At 65.8% G+C, this 16,250-nt stretch carries 19 protein-coding genes; 14 read left to right on the forward strand and 5 right to left on the reverse strand.

Annotation, left to right across the window (positions count from 1 at the left end):
* Positions 1-144: 144 nt before the first annotated feature.
* Positions 145-1,863, reverse strand: a complete 1,719-nt coding sequence (locus tag CBW24_RS08160) for a mechanosensitive ion channel family protein (RefSeq protein WP_157773144.1) — start codon at positions 1,861-1,863, stop codon at positions 145-147.
* Between the two features lie 140 nt (positions 1,864-2,003).
* Here CBW24_RS08160 and tgt point away from each other — a divergent pair, with 140 nt between their 5' ends.
* The gene (gene tgt, locus CBW24_RS08165; protein WP_097374171.1) at positions 2,004-3,134 is read left to right on the forward strand and encodes a tRNA guanosine(34) transglycosylase Tgt; all 1,131 of its coding nucleotides are present in this window, start codon (positions 2,004-2,006) and stop codon (positions 3,132-3,134) included.
* A 19-nt stretch (positions 3,135-3,153) separates the two neighbouring features.
* Here the strand turns inward: tgt and CBW24_RS08170 are convergent, their stop codons facing one another.
* A complete protein-coding gene (locus CBW24_RS08170) occupies positions 3,154-3,786 on the reverse strand; it encodes a hypothetical protein (RefSeq protein ID WP_157773146.1) in 633 nt (210 codons plus the stop codon).
* Between the two features lie 228 nt (positions 3,787-4,014).
* On the opposite strand from CBW24_RS08170, the gene rpsF reads away from it, so the two are divergent.
* Genes rpsF through rplI form a run of 3 tightly spaced genes read left to right on the forward strand, consistent with a single transcriptional unit; the run spans position 4,015 to position 5,249 of the window.
* On the forward strand, positions 4,015-4,365 hold the full coding sequence (gene rpsF / locus CBW24_RS08175; RefSeq protein WP_088664073.1) for a 30S ribosomal protein S6: 351 nt from the start codon (positions 4,015-4,017) through the stop codon (positions 4,363-4,365).
* A gap of 20 nt (positions 4,366-4,385) precedes the next feature.
* Entirely contained in the window at positions 4,386-4,613 is a 228-nt protein-coding gene (gene rpsR, locus CBW24_RS08180) for a 30S ribosomal protein S18 (RefSeq protein WP_088664074.1), read from the forward strand.
* Between the two features lie 12 nt (positions 4,614-4,625).
* Positions 4,626-5,249 carry a 50S ribosomal protein L9 gene (gene rplI, locus CBW24_RS08185; protein WP_088664075.1) on the forward strand — a complete coding sequence of 208 codons (624 nt, stop codon included), beginning with the start codon at positions 4,626-4,628 and terminating at the stop codon, positions 5,247-5,249.
* 71 nt (positions 5,250-5,320) lie between these two features.
* Here the strand turns inward: rplI and CBW24_RS08190 are convergent, their stop codons facing one another.
* From CBW24_RS08190 to CBW24_RS08200, 3 genes are all read right to left on the reverse strand, one after another.
* On the reverse strand, positions 5,321-6,001 hold the full coding sequence (locus tag CBW24_RS08190) for an RES family NAD+ phosphorylase (protein ID WP_097374172.1): 681 nt from the start codon (positions 5,999-6,001) through the stop codon (positions 5,321-5,323).
* A 29-nt stretch (positions 6,002-6,030) separates the two neighbouring features.
* Complete coding sequence (locus CBW24_RS08195) at positions 6,031-6,441, reverse strand: MbcA/ParS/Xre antitoxin family protein (RefSeq protein WP_097373273.1); 411 nt, start codon at positions 6,439-6,441, stop codon at positions 6,031-6,033.
* A gap of 92 nt (positions 6,442-6,533) precedes the next feature.
* Complete coding sequence (locus CBW24_RS08200) at positions 6,534-7,244, reverse strand: IclR family transcriptional regulator (RefSeq protein WP_198405147.1); 711 nt, start codon at positions 7,242-7,244, stop codon at positions 6,534-6,536.
* Between the two features lie 254 nt (positions 7,245-7,498).
* Between CBW24_RS08200 and CBW24_RS08205 the strand changes: the two genes are divergently transcribed.
* The 10 genes from CBW24_RS08205 to CBW24_RS08250 all read left to right on the forward strand — a co-directional run bounded on the left by CBW24_RS08205 (position 7,499) and on the right by CBW24_RS08250 (position 16,243).
* Entirely contained in the window at positions 7,499-8,335 is an 837-nt protein-coding gene (locus CBW24_RS08205) for a cyclase family protein (RefSeq protein ID WP_198405148.1), read from the forward strand.
* Between the two features lie 74 nt (positions 8,336-8,409).
* Positions 8,410-9,393 (forward strand): MBL fold metallo-hydrolase, encoded by a 984-nt coding sequence (locus CBW24_RS08210; protein ID WP_198405149.1) that lies wholly within the window; start codon positions 8,410-8,412, stop codon positions 9,391-9,393.
* A gap of 25 nt (positions 9,394-9,418) precedes the next feature.
* Positions 9,419-9,763 (forward strand): cupin domain-containing protein, encoded by a 345-nt coding sequence (locus CBW24_RS08215; protein ID WP_097373275.1) that lies wholly within the window; start codon positions 9,419-9,421, stop codon positions 9,761-9,763.
* 3 nt (positions 9,764-9,766) lie between these two features.
* Positions 9,767-10,564: an SDR family NAD(P)-dependent oxidoreductase gene (locus CBW24_RS08220; RefSeq protein WP_198405150.1), complete on the forward strand. Its 798-nt coding sequence runs from the start codon at positions 9,767-9,769 to the stop codon at positions 10,562-10,564.
* 3 nt (positions 10,565-10,567) lie between these two features.
* A complete protein-coding gene (locus CBW24_RS08225) occupies positions 10,568-11,494 on the forward strand; it encodes a 3-hydroxyacyl-CoA dehydrogenase family protein (RefSeq protein WP_097373276.1) in 927 nt (308 codons plus the stop codon).
* Positions 11,495-11,541: 47 nt separating this feature from the next.
* Entirely contained in the window at positions 11,542-12,822 is a 1,281-nt protein-coding gene (locus CBW24_RS08230; RefSeq protein WP_088665093.1) for an ABC transporter substrate-binding protein, read from the forward strand.
* Positions 12,823-12,930: 108 nt separating this feature from the next.
* The gene (locus CBW24_RS08235; protein ID WP_088665092.1) at positions 12,931-13,659 is read left to right on the forward strand and encodes an ABC transporter ATP-binding protein; all 729 of its coding nucleotides are present in this window, start codon (positions 12,931-12,933) and stop codon (positions 13,657-13,659) included.
* Complete coding sequence (locus CBW24_RS08240) at positions 13,652-14,359, forward strand: ABC transporter ATP-binding protein (protein ID WP_088665091.1); 708 nt, start codon at positions 13,652-13,654, stop codon at positions 14,357-14,359. The genes CBW24_RS08235 and CBW24_RS08240 overlap by 8 nt, the downstream gene beginning before the upstream one ends.
* Positions 14,360-14,369: 10 nt before the next feature.
* Complete coding sequence (locus tag CBW24_RS08245) at positions 14,370-15,224, forward strand: branched-chain amino acid ABC transporter permease (protein ID WP_309765065.1); 855 nt, start codon at positions 14,370-14,372, stop codon at positions 15,222-15,224.
* On the forward strand, positions 15,221-16,243 hold the full coding sequence (locus CBW24_RS08250; protein ID WP_088665089.1) for a branched-chain amino acid ABC transporter permease: 1,023 nt from the start codon (positions 15,221-15,223) through the stop codon (positions 16,241-16,243). Before CBW24_RS08245 ends, CBW24_RS08250 begins: the two co-directional genes overlap by 4 nt.
* Positions 16,244-16,250 lie beyond the last annotated feature (7 nt).

Genomic DNA, 16,250 nt, shown 5'->3' on the forward strand with positions numbered 1-16,250 from the left:
GGCCGGGCAGGGCGCAAAGCCGCCCCGCGGCGCGCCTCGCTGTGACAGCCTTGCCGCGCCATCGCAACCGTTTCATGTCGGCAGGCCCGGCGGACGTGGCGCCGCTGCGACGACGGACAGACGACCGGATCGGACACGGCGCGCTCATGACGGCCCATCGTCAAGCGGCGGATGATCGGGGAAGGCCGGGCGCGCCTGCGTGCCGATTTCATGGGCATGGGCCAACAGCCGCTCGCGGTAGACACATTCGAAATCCCACCCGGTGGAGGGATTGAGGCTTGGCAATTCGAACCGCACCACGGTGCCGAAGGCGTCCTGCGACACGACACGCACAGCCGCGGACTCCTTTGGGCCGATATGCTCGTCGTCATCCTCCTGCACCGTGGAAATGAAGAAATTGCGCATGGCCGACACATCGGCCTCGTGATGAAGCACAAGGTCGATGACGCGGATCATGTCCCGTTCTTCGATCGACCAGTTTTGAAACGGCTCGGAGACGAAATCCGACACCGGCACCACCAGCCTGTTGCCGGTCCAGATGCGCAACTGCACAAAGGTGAAGTGAATGTATTCGACGGTCACGAACTCGCCGCGAAAGATCAACTGATCGCCGATCCGGGCGGAGCGGTTCATCGCGATTTGCAGCGAGGCCATGATATTGCCCAGCACCTGCCGCGCGGCAAAGCCCAGAACCAGCGTCAGCGCCCCGGCGGAGGCCAGCAGAGACAGGCCCAGCGTGCGGAACAGATTGGCCTGTGCCAGCACCAGACCGGTGGCGAGCAGCACCGCCACCACAAGAAATATCCGCCGCACCGCTGTAACCGTGGTGGCCATGTTGCGGGTCGCGGCATTGGCGGGGTCGGACAGCGCCTCGGGGCCGGAGGGCACCAGCCGGTCAAGGATGCGGTCCAGCACGGACACCACGAACATCACCAGCGCCACGGCATAGCCGATGAAAATGCCGGGCTCCAGCAGCGCATCGATCGATCCCGACACCACCAGCACATTGCGTGTGCCAAAGCCCACGATGGTCACGCCCACCACCAGCGATGCGGGCCAGCATAGCGCGTTCAGCGCCAGCCTCCGCCAGCGCTTGCGGGCGACCCGTGCGCGCCAGCGGACCAGATCATGGGTCCATTTCGAGGCCAGAAATCCGACCACCAACAGGATCGGCAGAAACACGACCTCCCAGACATGCAGCCCCCAGAAGGCTTCGGTCAGCAGCGGGTCGGGGAGCCAGCGTTCGAACCGGGTAGGGCCATACATGTCATACAGAAGGCCGACATTCTGAACCGTCTGCTGAGAAAACAGCCAGACGGGATCCGCGCCCTCCGCCTTTAGCCGGTTCAGCCGCAGCGGCGCGTCGATGCCGTTCATGTCGAGCAGATCGAGCAACACCGACCGGCGGGCCATCCCGGCCACGGCAGAGTTGGTCGAGGCCATCTCGTCCATGCCATCGGGCCGGTCGATCAGGTCGTTCCACGGGATGACGACCTTCCGGTCGAGCACGGTATATAGCTGCTGGGCGATCTCTGGCCCGCGTGCGGCTTGATCTTCCTCCGCCAGTCCCGACAGATCGAGCATCTGCGCCGCCACGTCCCATTCGCCGCGCCGCCCGTGGTGCTGAAACGCCTCCATCGACGAGCGGGGCGTGGCCCGGTCGAGCCAAGGCGACGGCGCGGGGAGACCGGCGTTGAGTGACGGCACTTCGAAAAAAGCCTCCTGCGCGGAGGCCGGGGACAATGCAGTGGCAAGAATGAAGAGAAGCGCGGTCAGAAGCGCACGCGCCGCCCCGAAAGCCGCCCGCGCGCGCAGCATTAGCGCCGCAGGTGCGGCAGGTCGGGAGGAGGAACGGCGCGACATGTCACGCATCAAACCCCCGCAGCCGCCGGGTGGTTCCGATGCTTTCGCGGCAAAGGGGCGGCACGGGCCGCGATCCGAGCGGCATCGCCCGCACAGGAACCATTGCGCGCAGCATGTCTGCTGCGCTATCTGCCCGCCCCATGAGCCAGAAATTTTCATATGCGGTGCACGCCACCGACGGCAGCGCCCGGTTGGGCACGATCTCCACTCCACGCGGCGATATCCGCACCCCGGCCTTCATGCCCGTTGGCACGGCGGCGACCGTCAAGGCGATGCGCCCCGAAAGCGTGCGGGAAACCGGCGCGGACATCCTGCTGGGCAATACCTACCATTTGATGCTGCGCCCGACGGCAGAGCGGATCGACAGGCTTGGCGGGCTGCATCGTTTCATGAACTGGGATCGTCCGATCCTGACCGACTCGGGCGGGTTTCAGGTGATGAGCCTCGCGGACCTGCGCAAGCTGACCGAAGAGGGCGTGACCTTCCGCAGCCATGTCGACGGGTCGCGTCACCACCTGACGCCCGAACGGTCAATGGAAATTCAGAAGCTGCTCGGCTCCGATATCGTGATGTGCTTCGACGAATGTCCTGCGCTGCCCGCCGATGAGATGCGCGTGGCCGAAAGCATGCGCCTGTCGATGCGGTGGGCGCAGCGCTCCCGCGATGCGTTCGGCGACCGGCCTGGGCACGCGCTTTTCGGCATCCAGCAGGGCGGTGTGACCCAGCATCTGCGTGCCGAAAGCGCGGAGAAGCTGCGCGAGATCGGCTTTGACGGATACGCGGTGGGCGGGCTTGCCGTGGGCGAGGGGCAGGAGGCGATGTTCGGCGTGCTCGACTACGCCTGCGACATGCTGCCCGAGGACCGCCCGCGCTATCTAATGGGCGTGGGCAAGCCCGACGATATCGTCGGCGCGGTCAAGCGCGGCATCGACATGATGGATTGCGTGTTGCCGTCCCGATCAGGCCGGACGGGCCAAGCCTTTACCCGGCGCGGTGTGGTCAACATCAAGAACGCTCGCCATCAGGACGATCCCCGCCCGCTGGACGAAGACTGCACCTGTCCCGCCTGCCGCAGCTATTCGCGGGCCTATCTGCACCATGTTTTCCGCTCGCAGGAAATCATCTCCTCCATGCTGCTGACATGGCACAACCTGCACTACTATCAGGAACTGATGGGGGACATGCGCGCCGCCATCGGCCAAGGGCGCTTTGCCGCGTTCGAGGCTCAGTTCCACGCGGACCGTGCCGACGGCGATATCGAACGGCTTTGACCCGCGCGGGTTGCCCGACCTAGCGGTGGCTCAATTCGGTATCGAGCGCCTCGGCCACGGGGCGCAGATCGACCGCGCGGCCTGTCAGCAGCGTGATCCGGTCCCGGCCAAAGTCGATCCACAGCCGCGCCAGCGCCGGACGATGAGGGCAGGGGCCAATGCCCATGCGGCGGATCTGCGCGGTTTCGATCCGGGCCATGACCGCCCCGATCCGCCCGCGGCGTCCGCCGGGGGTATGATGCACGACAATCTGGCCTGCGGCCCGGTCGAGGCGCAGCGCGCGACGCGGCTCCCCGCCCAGATGGATCAGCCACAACGCCAGCAATGCGGCCCCCAGCGCCAGCGCGCTTGCCTCCATCGCCAGGCCGGGTGACGACAGCCGCAGCGCCAGCGCGCCGGTGGCGACCATGCCCAGAACGCAAGCGCGGCGCAGCACGCGGGGGGCAGGGTCGTGGCGCATCGGCGCGGTGTCGACGATTTCCATCGTCTGGGCCGCGTGCGAGATGCGAAAGCGTGGCAACGCCGTGACCATCGATGCCGCAAGTGACGTAAGCGCCGCCGGCGCGTCTGCGCCGCGCAGGACAGCCCCGCTGGCAGTAGGGCGCTGGGGCGTTTTGCGCGGGACGGTGATGATGGATACAGCTCGGCTCATGGGCCGGGTATCGCCCCGCAATCGGGCGGATTACAGGCGGGGCGGTGACATCTTCGGGCCGGTCTTCGGGCAGCATGTGCCGTGCCCTGTGGCCGAGGGTTGCAATCGCCCCCTGCCCCTGTATAAGGCCGCATCTCCGCAGAGGTATGACCAGCGGCGCCCCTCGTGGACGGGACGCGGAGATATCGAACCCGTTCTTTGAAGCCCGCTTTGACAAAGGAATAGCACATGCCGCTCTACGAGCATGTCTTTATCGCGCGTCAGGATCTGTCCAACTCGCAGGCTGAAAGCCTCGTCGAGCATTTCGGCACCGTCCTGTCCGACAATGGTGGCTCTCTCGTCGACAGTGAATACTGGGGCGTGAAGACCATGGCCTACAAGATCAACAAGAACCGCAAGGGGCATTACGCCTTCCTGCGCACCGACGCCCCGGCGACCGCGGTGCAGGAAATGGAGCGTCTGATGCGCCTGCATGACGACGTCATGCGCGTTCTGACCATCAAGGTCGACGAGCATAAAGAAGGCCCGTCGGTTCAGATGCAGAAACGTGACGAGCGCGAACCTCGCCGTCGCAACTGATCTTGAAAGGACTGTAAACCATGGCCGCAAAACCGTTTTTCCGTCGCCGTAAGGTGTGCCCCTTCTCGGGCGACAACGCACCTGCGATCGACTACAAGGACACGCGTCTCCTGCAGCGCTACATTTCCGAGCGTGGCAAGATCGTGCCCTCCCGCATCACCGCCGTTTCTTCCAAAAAGCAGCGTGAGCTGGCCCGTGCGATCAAGCGCGCCCGCTTCCTCGCCCTGCTGCCCTATGCCGTGAAGTAAGGAGACCGACCAATGGACGTCATCCTGCTCGAACGCGTGGCCAAGCTGGGCCAGATGGGCGAAGTCGTTTCCGTGAAGGAAGGCTACGCCCGGAATTTCCTGCTGCCGCAAGGCAAGGCACTCCGCGCGAACGACAATAACATCGCCCGCTTCGAAGCCGAGAAAGCTCAGCTTGAAGCGCGCAACCTCGAAACCAAGAAAGAGGCCGACAGCCTCGGCGAGAAGCTGGCAGGCCAGCAGTTCGTCGTGATCCGGTCCGCCTCCGACTCGGGCGCGCTTTACGGCTCCGTCACCACCCGTGACGTCGCCGATGCCGCAACCGAGGAAGGCTTCTCGGTGGACCGCAAGCAGATCGTGCTCTACGCGCCGATCAAGGAACTGGGTGTGCACCCGGTTCAGGTCAAGCTGCACCCCGAGGTCGAGGTCGAGATCGAAATCAACGTCGCCCGTTCCGCCGAAGAGGCAGAACTGCAAGCGTCCGGCAAATCGATCCAGGAACTGGCCGCCGAAGAAGAGGCACAGGCCGAGTTCGAGATCTCCGAACTGTTCGACGATATCGGTGCTGCCGGTGCCGACGATTACGGCGACGACGACCAGCCGCGTGAGGCTGCGTCCGAGGACGACGATCAGAACTGATCGCGCTCCCGCGTTGCACGACCTTAAAGCCGCTCCTGAAAAGGGGCGGCTTTTCTTTTAGTCCCGGTGCGTTATAGCGCGAAGATCATGTCGCGGCTGCGGTTGTGGATGCGATCCACGGCGGCCCCGTCCCAATGGAAGTCGTAATGATCGCCCTGCACCGGCACCGGGATCGCATCGGGCCAGAAGATCCCGACACAGACCCCGCCCGGCGCGCGCACGGACCGATAGAGAACCCCGTCAGAGCCCGCGCTGCGCAGCGCCCGGCCCATCTCCTGCGAGGGGCGGTATTCGTCTGGCTGGTGCATCGCCTCGATCCCGGTCAGGTCGTGCAGATCGCGAGACACATGGCCGACCAGCATCCGGAACTGTGCGGTCCAGCCCGGCGGTTGCGCAGTGGCGCGCATGAACCGGGCGTGATGGTGGGCAACCTCTCGCAGCGCGGTTTCGGCGCTGTCCCCGGCGCTGTAGACGCCATAACTGCCATCTGTGAACCGTCCCGGCCTGTCGGGCGAGACATGCACGAAGGGCGCCATCAGCAGGCTCGCGCCCGGTCCGCCGACGCGGCGCGCAGGCGGGATCAGGTCCAGCCGTCCCAGACTGTCACGCAGGCGCGGGTTGGTTTTCGATTCAGCCGAGGCCAGCGCCTCCCAGTCTTCGGGATCGGCGATGTCCTCGAACAGGTCGATGGGCGGGTGTATGGACCGGATGATGCGGTAGCTGCGGGGCCACTCGACGGCGCGCAGGGGCACATCGGCGGCGCGGGGCAGGGCTGCGCTGCTCACCAGCCGCCGCGCTCCGCATCCAGATAGCTGCGCACGCGGGCCAGATGAAACAGGGTGCCGCCGCGCATGACCGCCAGCGCGGACTGGCCCGCAAATGCGGTGTTGGGCTGGCGTATCCAGCCATAGCCCCGCTCGGCCTCGCTGAACATGTAGCGCAGCGCCTTGTGAATCCCCATCAGCAGCGACATGCGCGTGCCAAGGTCGCGGGTAATGCGCCCCACCTCGCCCGCTTTCCAACGGGCCCAAGTGCGGGCCGTCATCCCGCCCAGCAGATCGCGTGCCTCCGCATCCGTCAACTGCCAACGATCAAAGAGGCGCAGGGTCGCGCGGGCCAGCGCTTCGGCTTCCGCATCGGTCAGCAGATCGGCATCGGGTGCGGCAGGCGTGGGGTGGAGTTGCGTAAGCATGGCGGCCTCCTGAAACTGGCGTCATGCTCAATATAGGCGATCTATGCCGTTTGGCAAGTTTCAGGTCGTGATATGCAAAGTGGCGGGCCAATTTAAGGACGCAACCCGAATTCCGCCGTCACCCGCGCTTCGGCGCGCCGCAGCGCCAGTTCCATCCGCGGCGCGTTTTCATCGAACCGGGTGCTGGGCACCGGAACCGAAATTGCATGATAGCTGCCGCTGAGGTCGCGAAAGGCAAAGCCAATGGCCGAGATGCCGGGCGTGTGTTCTTCCCGGTCATAAGCCAACCCGGTGCTGCGGATCTCGTCCAGCCGGTCTTGGATCTGCGCTATATCTTTGCCGGCCTGCTCCTGTAGGATCACCTCCTGCGCTTCGTCGCCGGGCATGATTGCGAGGCATGCCAGTCCGTTTGCGGTTGTTGTGAGGGGGAAGACGTCTCCGACGGAGGAGACGGTTCGGAGGCGGTGGAGGCCTGGGACTTGGTCGAGGAAGATCATGCCGCCGTTGCGCAGGACGGCGAGGTCGGTTGTTTCTCCGGTGTCGCGGGTGACGTCGTTGAGGATGGCGCGGCAGCGTTCGGCGATGTTGAAGTTCGCGGCCTCTGCGAAGGCGCCGAGTTCGGGGCCGAGGCGGATGCCGCCGCCCCTGGGGTCTTGGATGATGAAGCGCTCTGCGGCGAGGGCGCCGGTGATTCTTTGTACCGTGGAGCGGGGCAGGTCGGCGCGGGTTGCGATCTGTCCGAGGCTGAGGCCGCTGCGTTCGTCTTTCAGGACGCGCAGGATCGCGGCGGCGCGGGCGATCACCTGGATGCCGGAGCGTTCCTTTTTATCATCTTTTACAGGCATTTGAGGTGGGTCTCTCCGCGGGGCCGCATGGGGGCCGGTCAGGGGGTCTATGGCATGTATCGCGATGCGATGCAACTCTTGCGCTGGTGGTATGGGGCATTGATCGCGATGTGGGTATGCTGTATCACTATTCGGAACAGAGGGAGGAGCTCTCTGAACATTTTCACAACGCGACACCGGCGTGCTGCCGGTGCACAGGGAAGGTGCATCCGATGGTCGAAATCCGCGGGATCGAGTTTCAATCCAACACCGACAACGACATGGGGCTGGAGTTTTACAACCTGAGCCACCGGTTCGGTTTCCAGAACCCGAACTGGCCGTATTTTCAGGATACCAAGATCGAGCGTATCCATTACATGGCCAAGTCGGGCGTTCTGAGCCAGCGCATCACCACGACGATGCACGCGACCACCCATATCGACGCGCCGGCGCATGTGGTGCAGGGCACGCCCTTCATCGACGAGGTGCCGCTGCCGCATTTCTTTGGCACCGGTCTGGTCGTGTCGATCCCGAAGAAGAAATGGGAGCCGATCACCGGCGAGGATCTGGAGAAGGCCTGCGGCCACGCGATCCGCAAGGGCGACGTGCTGATCATCAACACCGGCTGGCACCATGATTACGAGGACGGCGATTATTTTGCCTATTGCCCGGGTCTGGTGTCTTCGGCTGCCGAATGGATGGTGGAGAAGGGCGTGAAGGTCGTGGGTCACGACACGCAGGCCAACGACCACCCTCTCGCCACCGCGATCGGCCCGCAGCGCAACGGGCCGCTGCTGCCGCATCTGGAGCAGGAATATAAGGAATGGTCCGGCGGCCGCGACTGGAAAGACGATTTCCCCGAATGGGAGCCGGTGCATAACATCCTGTTCAAGAACGGCATTCTGGGCATCGAGAATGTCGGCGGCGATCTCGACGCGGTGACGGGGAAGCGCTGCACCTTCGCGTTCTTCCCGTGGAACTGGGATCGCGGCGACGGCTGCATCATCCGTCTGGTGGCGATGATCGACAAGTCTCAGAACTTCCGCATCGACGACGGCGCGGAGTTCTGAGCGCTCCCTGACTGGCCGCCGGGCAACCGGCGGCCGTTTTTTCCACCTGAACTCAGCCATGGAGGAGAGGCGTGATGCGCAGGGCAAGACAGAGGATCACGACGGCACTGACGACGATTGCTCTGGCGGGGCAGCCTTTGGTGGCCAGCGCCGACAGCGTGATCGCCACCGAGGGGGAGATGGTCGTCACCTTGCTGGGCACCGGCACGCCGGCGCCGCTGCTGGACCGGTTCGGCTATGCCACGCTGGTCTCGGCGGGGGAGCAGGTGCTGTTGTTCGACGTGGGCCGCGGCGCGGTGCAGCGGCTTTGGCAGGTGGGTCTTCTGCCGGGCGAGGTGGATGAGGTGTTTCTCACCCATTACCATTCCGACCATTTGATCAGCCTGCCGGATCTGTGGCTGACCTCCTGGTTGCCGCCTTATGGCGCCAAATCCGATCCGTTGCGGATCACCGGGCCTGCGGGCGTGCGCGCGTTGACCGAGGGTCTGAGCGCGGCCTTTGCCGCCGATATCGCGATCCGCATCGAGGATCAGAACCTGCCGCCTGCCGGGGTCGCCTGGGATGTGACCGAGTTCACCGAGGACGGGGTCGTCTATGACGAGAACGGCATCACGGTGACGGCGTTCACGGTGAACCACGGCGAGAAGATCGAGCCTGCGGTGGGCTACAAGATCACCTATGGCGGCCACACGGTCGTTCTGAGCGGGGACACCAAGAAGGAAGCGGCGGTGATCGAGGCGGCCACCGGCGCCGATCTTCTGGTGCATCAGGTCGCCATGGCCGCGGGGGCCATTGCCGACACGCCGCCGGTCGTTGCGATCATGGGGCATCACACCTCGCCGGTCGAGGCGGGGGAGGTCTTTGCCGCCGCCGCGCCGGGTCTTGCGGTCTATTCCCATATCGTGCGCCTCGGCCCGCCGACGGCGGCTGACATCTCGCTCGAGGCGCTGATCGCGCAGACCCGCGAGAGCTATGACGGCCCGCTCGAGGTGGGGGCGGATCTGATGACCATCACCATCGGGGACGAGATCACCGTCGGCACCGCCGACACCCGCTGATCCAGGCGCCAACAGGGAGGACGTCATGCATTTGAAACGGTTCAAGGAGGCGCAGGCTTACGAGGCGCCGCATCACTTTGGGTGTCACGGGCTTCGGCTTCAGGGGTTCGAGGCGGGCGGCCCGGCCAACCAGTGGGTTGGCTACAGCCAGTTTTTGCCGGGGGGTGGCGCGGGGCCTGACGCGAGGCCGTTCGAGAAGGTCTATGTCGTGCTCGAAGGCGAGATGACGGTGATCGTGGACGGCGAGGAGACGGTTCTGGGGCGGCTCGACAGCTGCACGATCGCGCCGGACGAGGTGCGGCGGATCGAGAACCGCGGTCAGGACACCTGCAAGATGCTGGTCGTCATTCCCTATCCGGCGGAGGTGTAAGCGATGAGCGCGATGACAAACCCCCTTTCGATGTTCGACGTGGCGGGCAAGGTGGCGTTGATCACGGGGGCCTCCGGGGCGTTCGGGATGGTGGCGGCGCGCATCCTGGGCGGTGCGGGCTGCAAGCTGGTGCTGGTGGCGGGCAATGCTGAGGCGCTGGACGAGATCGCCACGGAGTGCCGCACGGGCGGGGCGGAGGTGACGACGATCAATGCGCGCCCCTCCGACGAGGCGACGGTGAACGGTCTGGTGGCGCAGGCGGTGGAGGCCTATGGGCGGCTCGACATTCTTGTGGTTGCGTCTGGCATGAACAAGGTGGCGCTGATCAACGACATGGCGCCCGAGACGTTCGAAAGCGTGATGGATGCGAATGTCACGCAAAGCTGGCTGCTGGCGCGGGCGGCGGCGGCGCAGATGAAGGCGCAAGGGGACGGCGGCAAGATCGTTCTGGTGTCCTCGGCGCGGGGTCTTCTGGGCCATCCTGCGGGCTACACGGCCTATTGCGCGTCGAAGGCCGCGACCGACGGCATCACCCGGGCGCTTGGCTGTGAGCTGGGGCCGACGGGGATCACGGTGAACGCGATTGCGCCGACGGTGTTCCGCTCGCCGCTGACGGCGTGGATGTTCGAGGATACGGAGAAGGCGGCGGAGGTGCGCAAGGGCTTTCTGGCCCGCGTGCCGAAGGGGCGTCTGGGCGAGCCCGAGGATCTGGCCGGGCCGCTGCTGTTTCTCGCCTCGAAGGCGTCGGACTTTTACACCGGGCATATTCTTTATGCCGACGGCGGCTATACGGCGGGCTGAGGCATGGAAAAGAACCTTCAGACCGCCGTCATCGGCGCGGGGCTCATGGGGCACGGGATTGCGCTGACGCTGGCGCGGGCCGGGCAATATGTGGCGATCACGGACCCGCATGCGGAGACGCTCAAATCGGCACCGGCGCGGATCTCCGACAGTTTGCGGCTGCTGGGCGCGGACGCGGCCGAGATCGCCCGGACGCTCAAGAAGATCGAGCTCTTCGACACGGTGGGTCCGGCGGTGCGGGAGGCGGCCTTCGTGTTTGAGGCGGCGCCCGAGAAGCTGCCGCTGAAGCAGGCGATCTTTGCGGAGGTGGAGGCGCATGCGCCGGCGGAGGCGATCCTTGCGTCGAACACGTCCGTCATCCAGATCACCAAGATCATGGAGGGTCTGCGGGGCCGTCACCGGGCGCTTGGCACCCATTGGTGGAACCCGCCGCATATGATCCCGCTGGTGGAGGTCATCAAGACCGAGTGGACCGATGCGGCGGTGGCCGCGCGGATGATGGCGCTGCTGGGGGATGCGGGCAAGACGCCGGTTCTGGTGGAAAAGGACGTGCCGGGTTTTATCGGCAACCGGTTGCAGCACGCGCTGTGGCGGGAGGCGGTGAGCCTTGTGGAGCGGGGCATCTGCGACGCGGAGGCGGTGGACACGGTGGTGAAGTCGTGCTTCGGGCGGCGGCTTGCGGTGCTGGGCCCGCTGGAGAACGCGGATCTGGTGGGGACCGATCTGACGCTCGACATCCATGAAAACGTGCTCTTCGATCTCGAAAGCCGCCAAGGACCGTCGCCCTATCTCGCGCAGCTCGTCGCAGACGGCAAGCTGGGCATGAAAAGCGGCGAAGGGTTCCGCAGCTGGACCGAGGCCGAGGCCGAGGCCACCCGCGCCCGCGTCGCCACGCATCTGCGCAGGCTGGACGGAATTTTAGAAAAATAACAGGCTTATAAGGCTGCCGGGATACACCGGCGAATGGGAGGACGTTCATGACACATATCTTCAAGACACCATCGCGCCGCGGCTTTCTGGCGGGGGGCAGTGCGCTTTTGGCGGCCCCTGCGCTGTTGCGCAGCACCCGCGCCTATGCGGCCAACCCGGTGCTTCGGGTGGGCCATGTCAGCCCGCGCACCGGCCCTTTGGCGGGGTTTGCGGAGGCCGATGACTATGTGCTGCAGGCGGTGGCGGAGGCCTTTGCCGGCGGGATCGAGAACAACGGCAAGACCTGGAGCGTCGAGATCATCTCGAAGGACAGCCAGTCCAACCCGAACCGCGCCGCCGAGGTGGCCGCGGATCTGATCCTGGGCGACGAGGTCGATCTGATCGTGGCGGCCTCGACCCCCGATACGGTGAACCCGGTCTCCGATCAGGCGGAGATCAACGAGGTGCCCTGCATCACCACCGACTGCCCGTGGCAGCCGTATTTCTTTGGCCGCAATGGCGTGCCGGGGCAGGGGTTCGACTATACCTATCACTTCTTCTGGGGTCTGGAGGACGTGATCGCGGCCTTCCTCGATATGTGGGACGCGACCGGGGTGCAGAAGGTCGTGGGCGGCCTGTTCCCCAACGATGCCGATGGCAATGCGTGGGGCGATCCGGAACTGGGCCTGCCCAAGCCGCTGGCGGCGGCGGGCTATGCGCTGACCGATCCGGGCCGGTATCAGCCGCTGACCGATGACTTCTCGACCTATATCGCGGCCTTCAAGGAGGTGGGCGCTGAGATCGTGACGGGCAATATGATCGCGCCGGATTTTGCGACCTTCTGGGCGCAGGCGGCGCAGCAGGGCTTCTCGCCCAAGATCGTGACCATCGGCAAGGCGCTGTTGTTCCCGTCGGTGATCGAGGCTCTGGGCGATCGCGGCGATGGCCTGTCCTCGGAGGTGTGGTGGTCGCCGTCGCATCCGTTCTCGTCGTCGTTGACGGGGGCGAGCGCGCGGGAGCTTGCGGAGGGCTACGCGGCGGCGTCGGGCCGTCCGTGGACCCAGCCCATCGGCTTCAAGCATGCGTTGTTCGAGGTGGTGGCCGATGTGCTGCGCCGGGCGGAGGATCTGGAGGATTACGAGGCCATCGCGGCGGCGGTGGGCGGCACGAAGCTCGACACGATCGTGGGGCCTGTCGACTGGTCCACGGGGCCTGTGCGCAACGTGTCGAAGACGCCGCTGGTGGCGGGGCAGTGGCAGAAGGAAGCCGAGGGCTACGACCTGAAGATCGTGGCCAACAGCGCCGCGCCGCAGATCCCGCTGACCGGCGAGATGAAGCTTCTGGGCTGATCTGGACAGATCTGGGGGCGGCGGCGGCATAGGGGTGCCGCCGCTTCCCGCACCCGGCCGCGTTTGGGCGGCATCCGGGCGCAGCTATGACCCCAGGGGGAGGGCTTGATGACGCAGATCCTGAAACTCGACGGCGTGTCGCGCGCCTTCGGCGCGGTGAAGGTCGCCGACGAACTGAGCTATGGGCTGGCCGAGGGCGAGGCGCTTGGCGTTCTGGGGCCCAATGGCGCGGGCAAGACATCGATGTTCAACCTGATCACCGGCACGTTGCAGCCGGGCTCCGGGCGGATCGAGTTCGCGGGCGAGGACATCACCCGCCACAGCGCCGCGCGCCGGTCGCGGGCGGGGATCGCGCGCAGCTTCCAGGTGCCGCAGCCCTTCACCCATATGACGGTGTTCGAGAACGCGATGGTCGCGGCGACGCAATCGGCGGGGCTGTCGGGGCATGCGGCGGAGCGGTTGTGTCTGGAGGTGCTGGAGCGGACGCATCTGCTGGACAAGGCCAATCTGCCGGCGGGGGGTCTGACGCTTCTCAACCGCAAGCGTCTGGAACTGACGCGGGCGCTTTGCGCCAAGCCCCGTCTGCTGCTGCTCGACGAGATCGCGGGCGGTTTGACGGAGGCGGAATGCCGGTCGCTCATCCAGACCATCAAGGAGATCCATGCCAGCGGCGTGTCGATCATCTGGATCGAGCATGTGGTGCATGCGCTGATGGCGGTGGTGGAGCGTCTGATCGTGATCGACTTCGGGCGCAAGATCGCGGAGGGCGAGCCCAAGGCGATCATGGCGAGCCCCGAGGTGCAGGAGATCTATCTGGGGATCGCGGCCGATGCCTGAGCGGATTTTGACGATTGCCGGGCTCGATGCCTTTTACGGGGATTTCCAGGCGCTTTACGGGGTGGATATGACCGTGGCGCAGGGCGAGGTGCTGGCGATCATCGGTGCCAATGGCGCGGGCAAGACGACGCTTTTGCGCTCGATCTCGGGGCTGATCCGCAACGAGGCGGCGCAGATCCGGTTCCGCGACCGGGCGATCGGGGCGGAGCGCCCCGATATGGTGGCGCGGATGGGTCTGGCGATGGTGCCCGAGGGGCGGCAGCTGTTCCCGTCGCTGTCGGTCGAGGAGAACCTGCTGATCGGGGGCCGGGTCGGGCGGCCGGGACCGTGGAGCCTGCGCCGGGTCTATGAGCTGTTCCCGATCCTCGAAGAGCGGCGGCATCAGGCGTCGACCTCGCTGTCGGGGGGGCAGCAGCAGATGGTGGCGATCGGGCGGGCGCTGATGTCCAATCCCGATCTGATCATGTTCGACGAGATCAGCCTCGGTCTGGCGCCGGTGATCATCCGCGACATCTACGCGGCGCTGGCGGGGATCGTGGGCGGCGGCATGAGCGCGATCATCGTGGAGCAGGACATCACCAAGGCGCTGTCGGTCTCGTCGCGGGTCTATTGCCTGCAGGAGGGCCGGGTGTCTCTGGAGGGACGTTCGGACAGCATCTCGCGCGAGGAGATCACCCGCGCCTACTTCGGAGTGGCATGACGTGGATCTGATGAACGCACTTGTGCAAGGCACGCTGCTGGGGGGGCTTTATGCGCTCTTTGCGGCGGGGTTGTCGCTGATCTTCGGGGTGATGCGGCTGGTCAATATCGCCCATGGCGATCTGATCGTGCTGGCGGCCTATCTGGGTCTGACCACGACCGTGGCGCTTGGCGTGCATCCGCTGCTGGCGCTGATCGTGGTGGTGCCGGCGATGGCGGGGATCGGCTATTGCCTGCAGCGTCTGGTGCTGAACCGGACGCTGGGCGATGACATCCTGCCGCCGCTGCTGGTGACCTTCGGGCTGTCGGTGATCTTGCAGAACGCGCTGCTCGAAGGCTATTCCGCCGATCCGCAGAAACTGGATGCGGGCCCGCTGGAGACCGCGTCGCTGATGCTGGGGCCGCTGTCGCTGGGGGTGCTGCCGGTGCTGACCTTCGTCATCGCGGTGGCGGTGATCGCGGCGCTGCAATGGACCTTCTACCGCACCCCGCTGGGCCGGGTGTTCCGCGCCACGTCCGACAATCAGGACATCGCGCAGCTGATGGGTCTGAACAAGGCGCATGTGTTCGGTCTGGCGATGGCGCTGGCGCTGGCGGTGACCGCCGTGGCCGGGATCTTGCTGGGCATCCGCACCAGCTTTGATCCGGCGGCGGGCGGCGGGCGTCTGATCTTTGGCTTCGAGGCGGTGATCATCGGCGGTCTGGGCAACCTGTGGGGCACGCTGGCGGGGGGCGTCATTCTGGGCGTGGCGCAGGCCATCGGCGCCACCATCAACCCGGGCTGGCAGTTGCTGGCGGGGCATGTGGCCTTTCTTGTCATTCTCGCCGTGCGTCCCAACGGCCTGTTCCCGAGGATCAGCGGATGAGCCAGTCGATCCGGATCAGCCGCGGCTCGCGCGCCGCGCGCATCGCCGCCCTTCTTGCCGCTGTGATCGTGGTTTTGCTCATCGCCGCGCCGTGGTGGGCGGGCCGGGCGGATCTGCGGCTGCTGGGGGAGATCTTTCTCTATCTCGCGCTGGCCTCGCTGTGGAACCTGCTGGCGGGCTATGCCGGGCTCGTCTCGGTGGGCCAGCAGGCCTATGTGGGCTTTGGCGGCTACATGCTGTTTGCGCTGACCATGTTCGCGGGGCTGCCGCCGCTGCTGGCGATCGCGCTGGCGGGGGTTCTGGGGGCGGCGATCTCGGTGCCGGTGGCGGCGCTGATCTTCCGGCTGCGGGGGGCGTATTTTGCCATCGGCACCTGGGTCATGGCCGAGGTGTTCCGGCTGAGCTTTGCGCAGATCTCCGCGCTTGGCGGTGGCTCCGGCACCTCGCTGCCCACCGATATCGTGCGGTCCATGGCCGAGGGGCGTTCGGCGCGCGAGGCGCTGAGCTACTGGCTGGCGCTTGGCGCCGCGCTGGTGGTCGTCAGCGCCGTCTATCTGCTGTTGCGCTCCCGCAAGGGGCTGGCGCTGACCGCGATCCGCGACAATGAACTTGCCTCCGCCTCGCTCGGCATCGACATCTGGCGGACCAAGTTCTTTGTCTATGTCGTGACCTCGGGGCTGACGGCGGTGATCGGGGCGCTGATCTTTCTGCAAAAGCTGCGGATCTCGCCGGATGCGGCCTTCAGCGTGAATGACTGGACCGCCTTCGTGATCTTTATCGTGGTGATCGGCGGCATCGGCACGCTCGAAGGACCGATCATAGGAACGCTGGTGTTCTTTGCCCTGCGCGAGACCCTCGCCGATCTGGGCACCGTCTATCTGATGGTGCTGGGGCTCGTGGCGATCGTGGTGATGCTGAAGGCCCCGCGCGGGATCTGGGGCTTCATCCGGCACCGGTTCGATCTGCAACTCTTTCCGCTGGGCTATCGCGTCGAGCGGGACACCGACACCGACACCTGAAAGGACC

This window comes from Pacificitalea manganoxidans (assembly GCF_002504165.1).
Classification (GTDB): Bacteria; Pseudomonadota; Alphaproteobacteria; order Rhodobacterales; family Rhodobacteraceae; genus Pacificitalea; species Pacificitalea manganoxidans.

Bases quoted from the DNA above. Each gene is read 5' to 3' on its own strand.
- CBW24_RS08160 (WP_157773144.1), bottom strand. From the start codon at position 1,863: ATGTCGCGCCGTTCCTCCTCCCGACCTGCCGCACCTGCGGCGCTAATG.
- tgt (WP_097374171.1), top strand. From the start codon at position 2,004: ATGAGCCAGAAATTTTCATATGCGGTGCACGCCACCGACGGCAGCGCC.
- CBW24_RS08170 (WP_157773146.1), bottom strand. From the start codon at position 3,786: ATGAGCCGAGCTGTATCCATCATCACCGTCCCGCGCAAAACGCCCCAG.
- rpsF (WP_088664073.1), top strand. From the start codon at position 4,015: ATGCCGCTCTACGAGCATGTCTTTATCGCGCGTCAGGATCTGTCCAAC.
- rpsR (WP_088664074.1), top strand. From the start codon at position 4,386: ATGGCCGCAAAACCGTTTTTCCGTCGCCGTAAGGTGTGCCCCTTCTCG.
- rplI (WP_088664075.1), top strand. From the start codon at position 4,626: ATGGACGTCATCCTGCTCGAACGCGTGGCCAAGCTGGGCCAGATGGGC.
- CBW24_RS08195 (WP_097373273.1), bottom strand. From the start codon at position 6,441: ATGCTTACGCAACTCCACCCCACGCCTGCCGCACCCGATGCCGATCTG.
- CBW24_RS08205 (WP_198405148.1), top strand. From the start codon at position 7,499: ATGGTCGAAATCCGCGGGATCGAGTTTCAATCCAACACCGACAACGAC.
- CBW24_RS08210 (WP_198405149.1), top strand. From the start codon at position 8,410: ATGCGCAGGGCAAGACAGAGGATCACGACGGCACTGACGACGATTGCT.
- CBW24_RS08215 (WP_097373275.1), top strand. From the start codon at position 9,419: ATGCATTTGAAACGGTTCAAGGAGGCGCAGGCTTACGAGGCGCCGCAT.
- CBW24_RS08220 (WP_198405150.1), top strand. From the start codon at position 9,767: ATGAGCGCGATGACAAACCCCCTTTCGATGTTCGACGTGGCGGGCAAG.
- CBW24_RS08225 (WP_097373276.1), top strand. From the start codon at position 10,568: ATGGAAAAGAACCTTCAGACCGCCGTCATCGGCGCGGGGCTCATGGGG.
- CBW24_RS08230 (WP_088665093.1), top strand. From the start codon at position 11,542: ATGACACATATCTTCAAGACACCATCGCGCCGCGGCTTTCTGGCGGGG.
- CBW24_RS08235 (WP_088665092.1), top strand. From the start codon at position 12,931: ATGACGCAGATCCTGAAACTCGACGGCGTGTCGCGCGCCTTCGGCGCG.
- CBW24_RS08240 (WP_088665091.1), top strand. From the start codon at position 13,652: ATGCCTGAGCGGATTTTGACGATTGCCGGGCTCGATGCCTTTTACGGG.
- CBW24_RS08245 (WP_309765065.1), top strand. From the start codon at position 14,370: ATGAACGCACTTGTGCAAGGCACGCTGCTGGGGGGGCTTTATGCGCTC.
- CBW24_RS08250 (WP_088665089.1), top strand. From the start codon at position 15,221: ATGAGCCAGTCGATCCGGATCAGCCGCGGCTCGCGCGCCGCGCGCATC.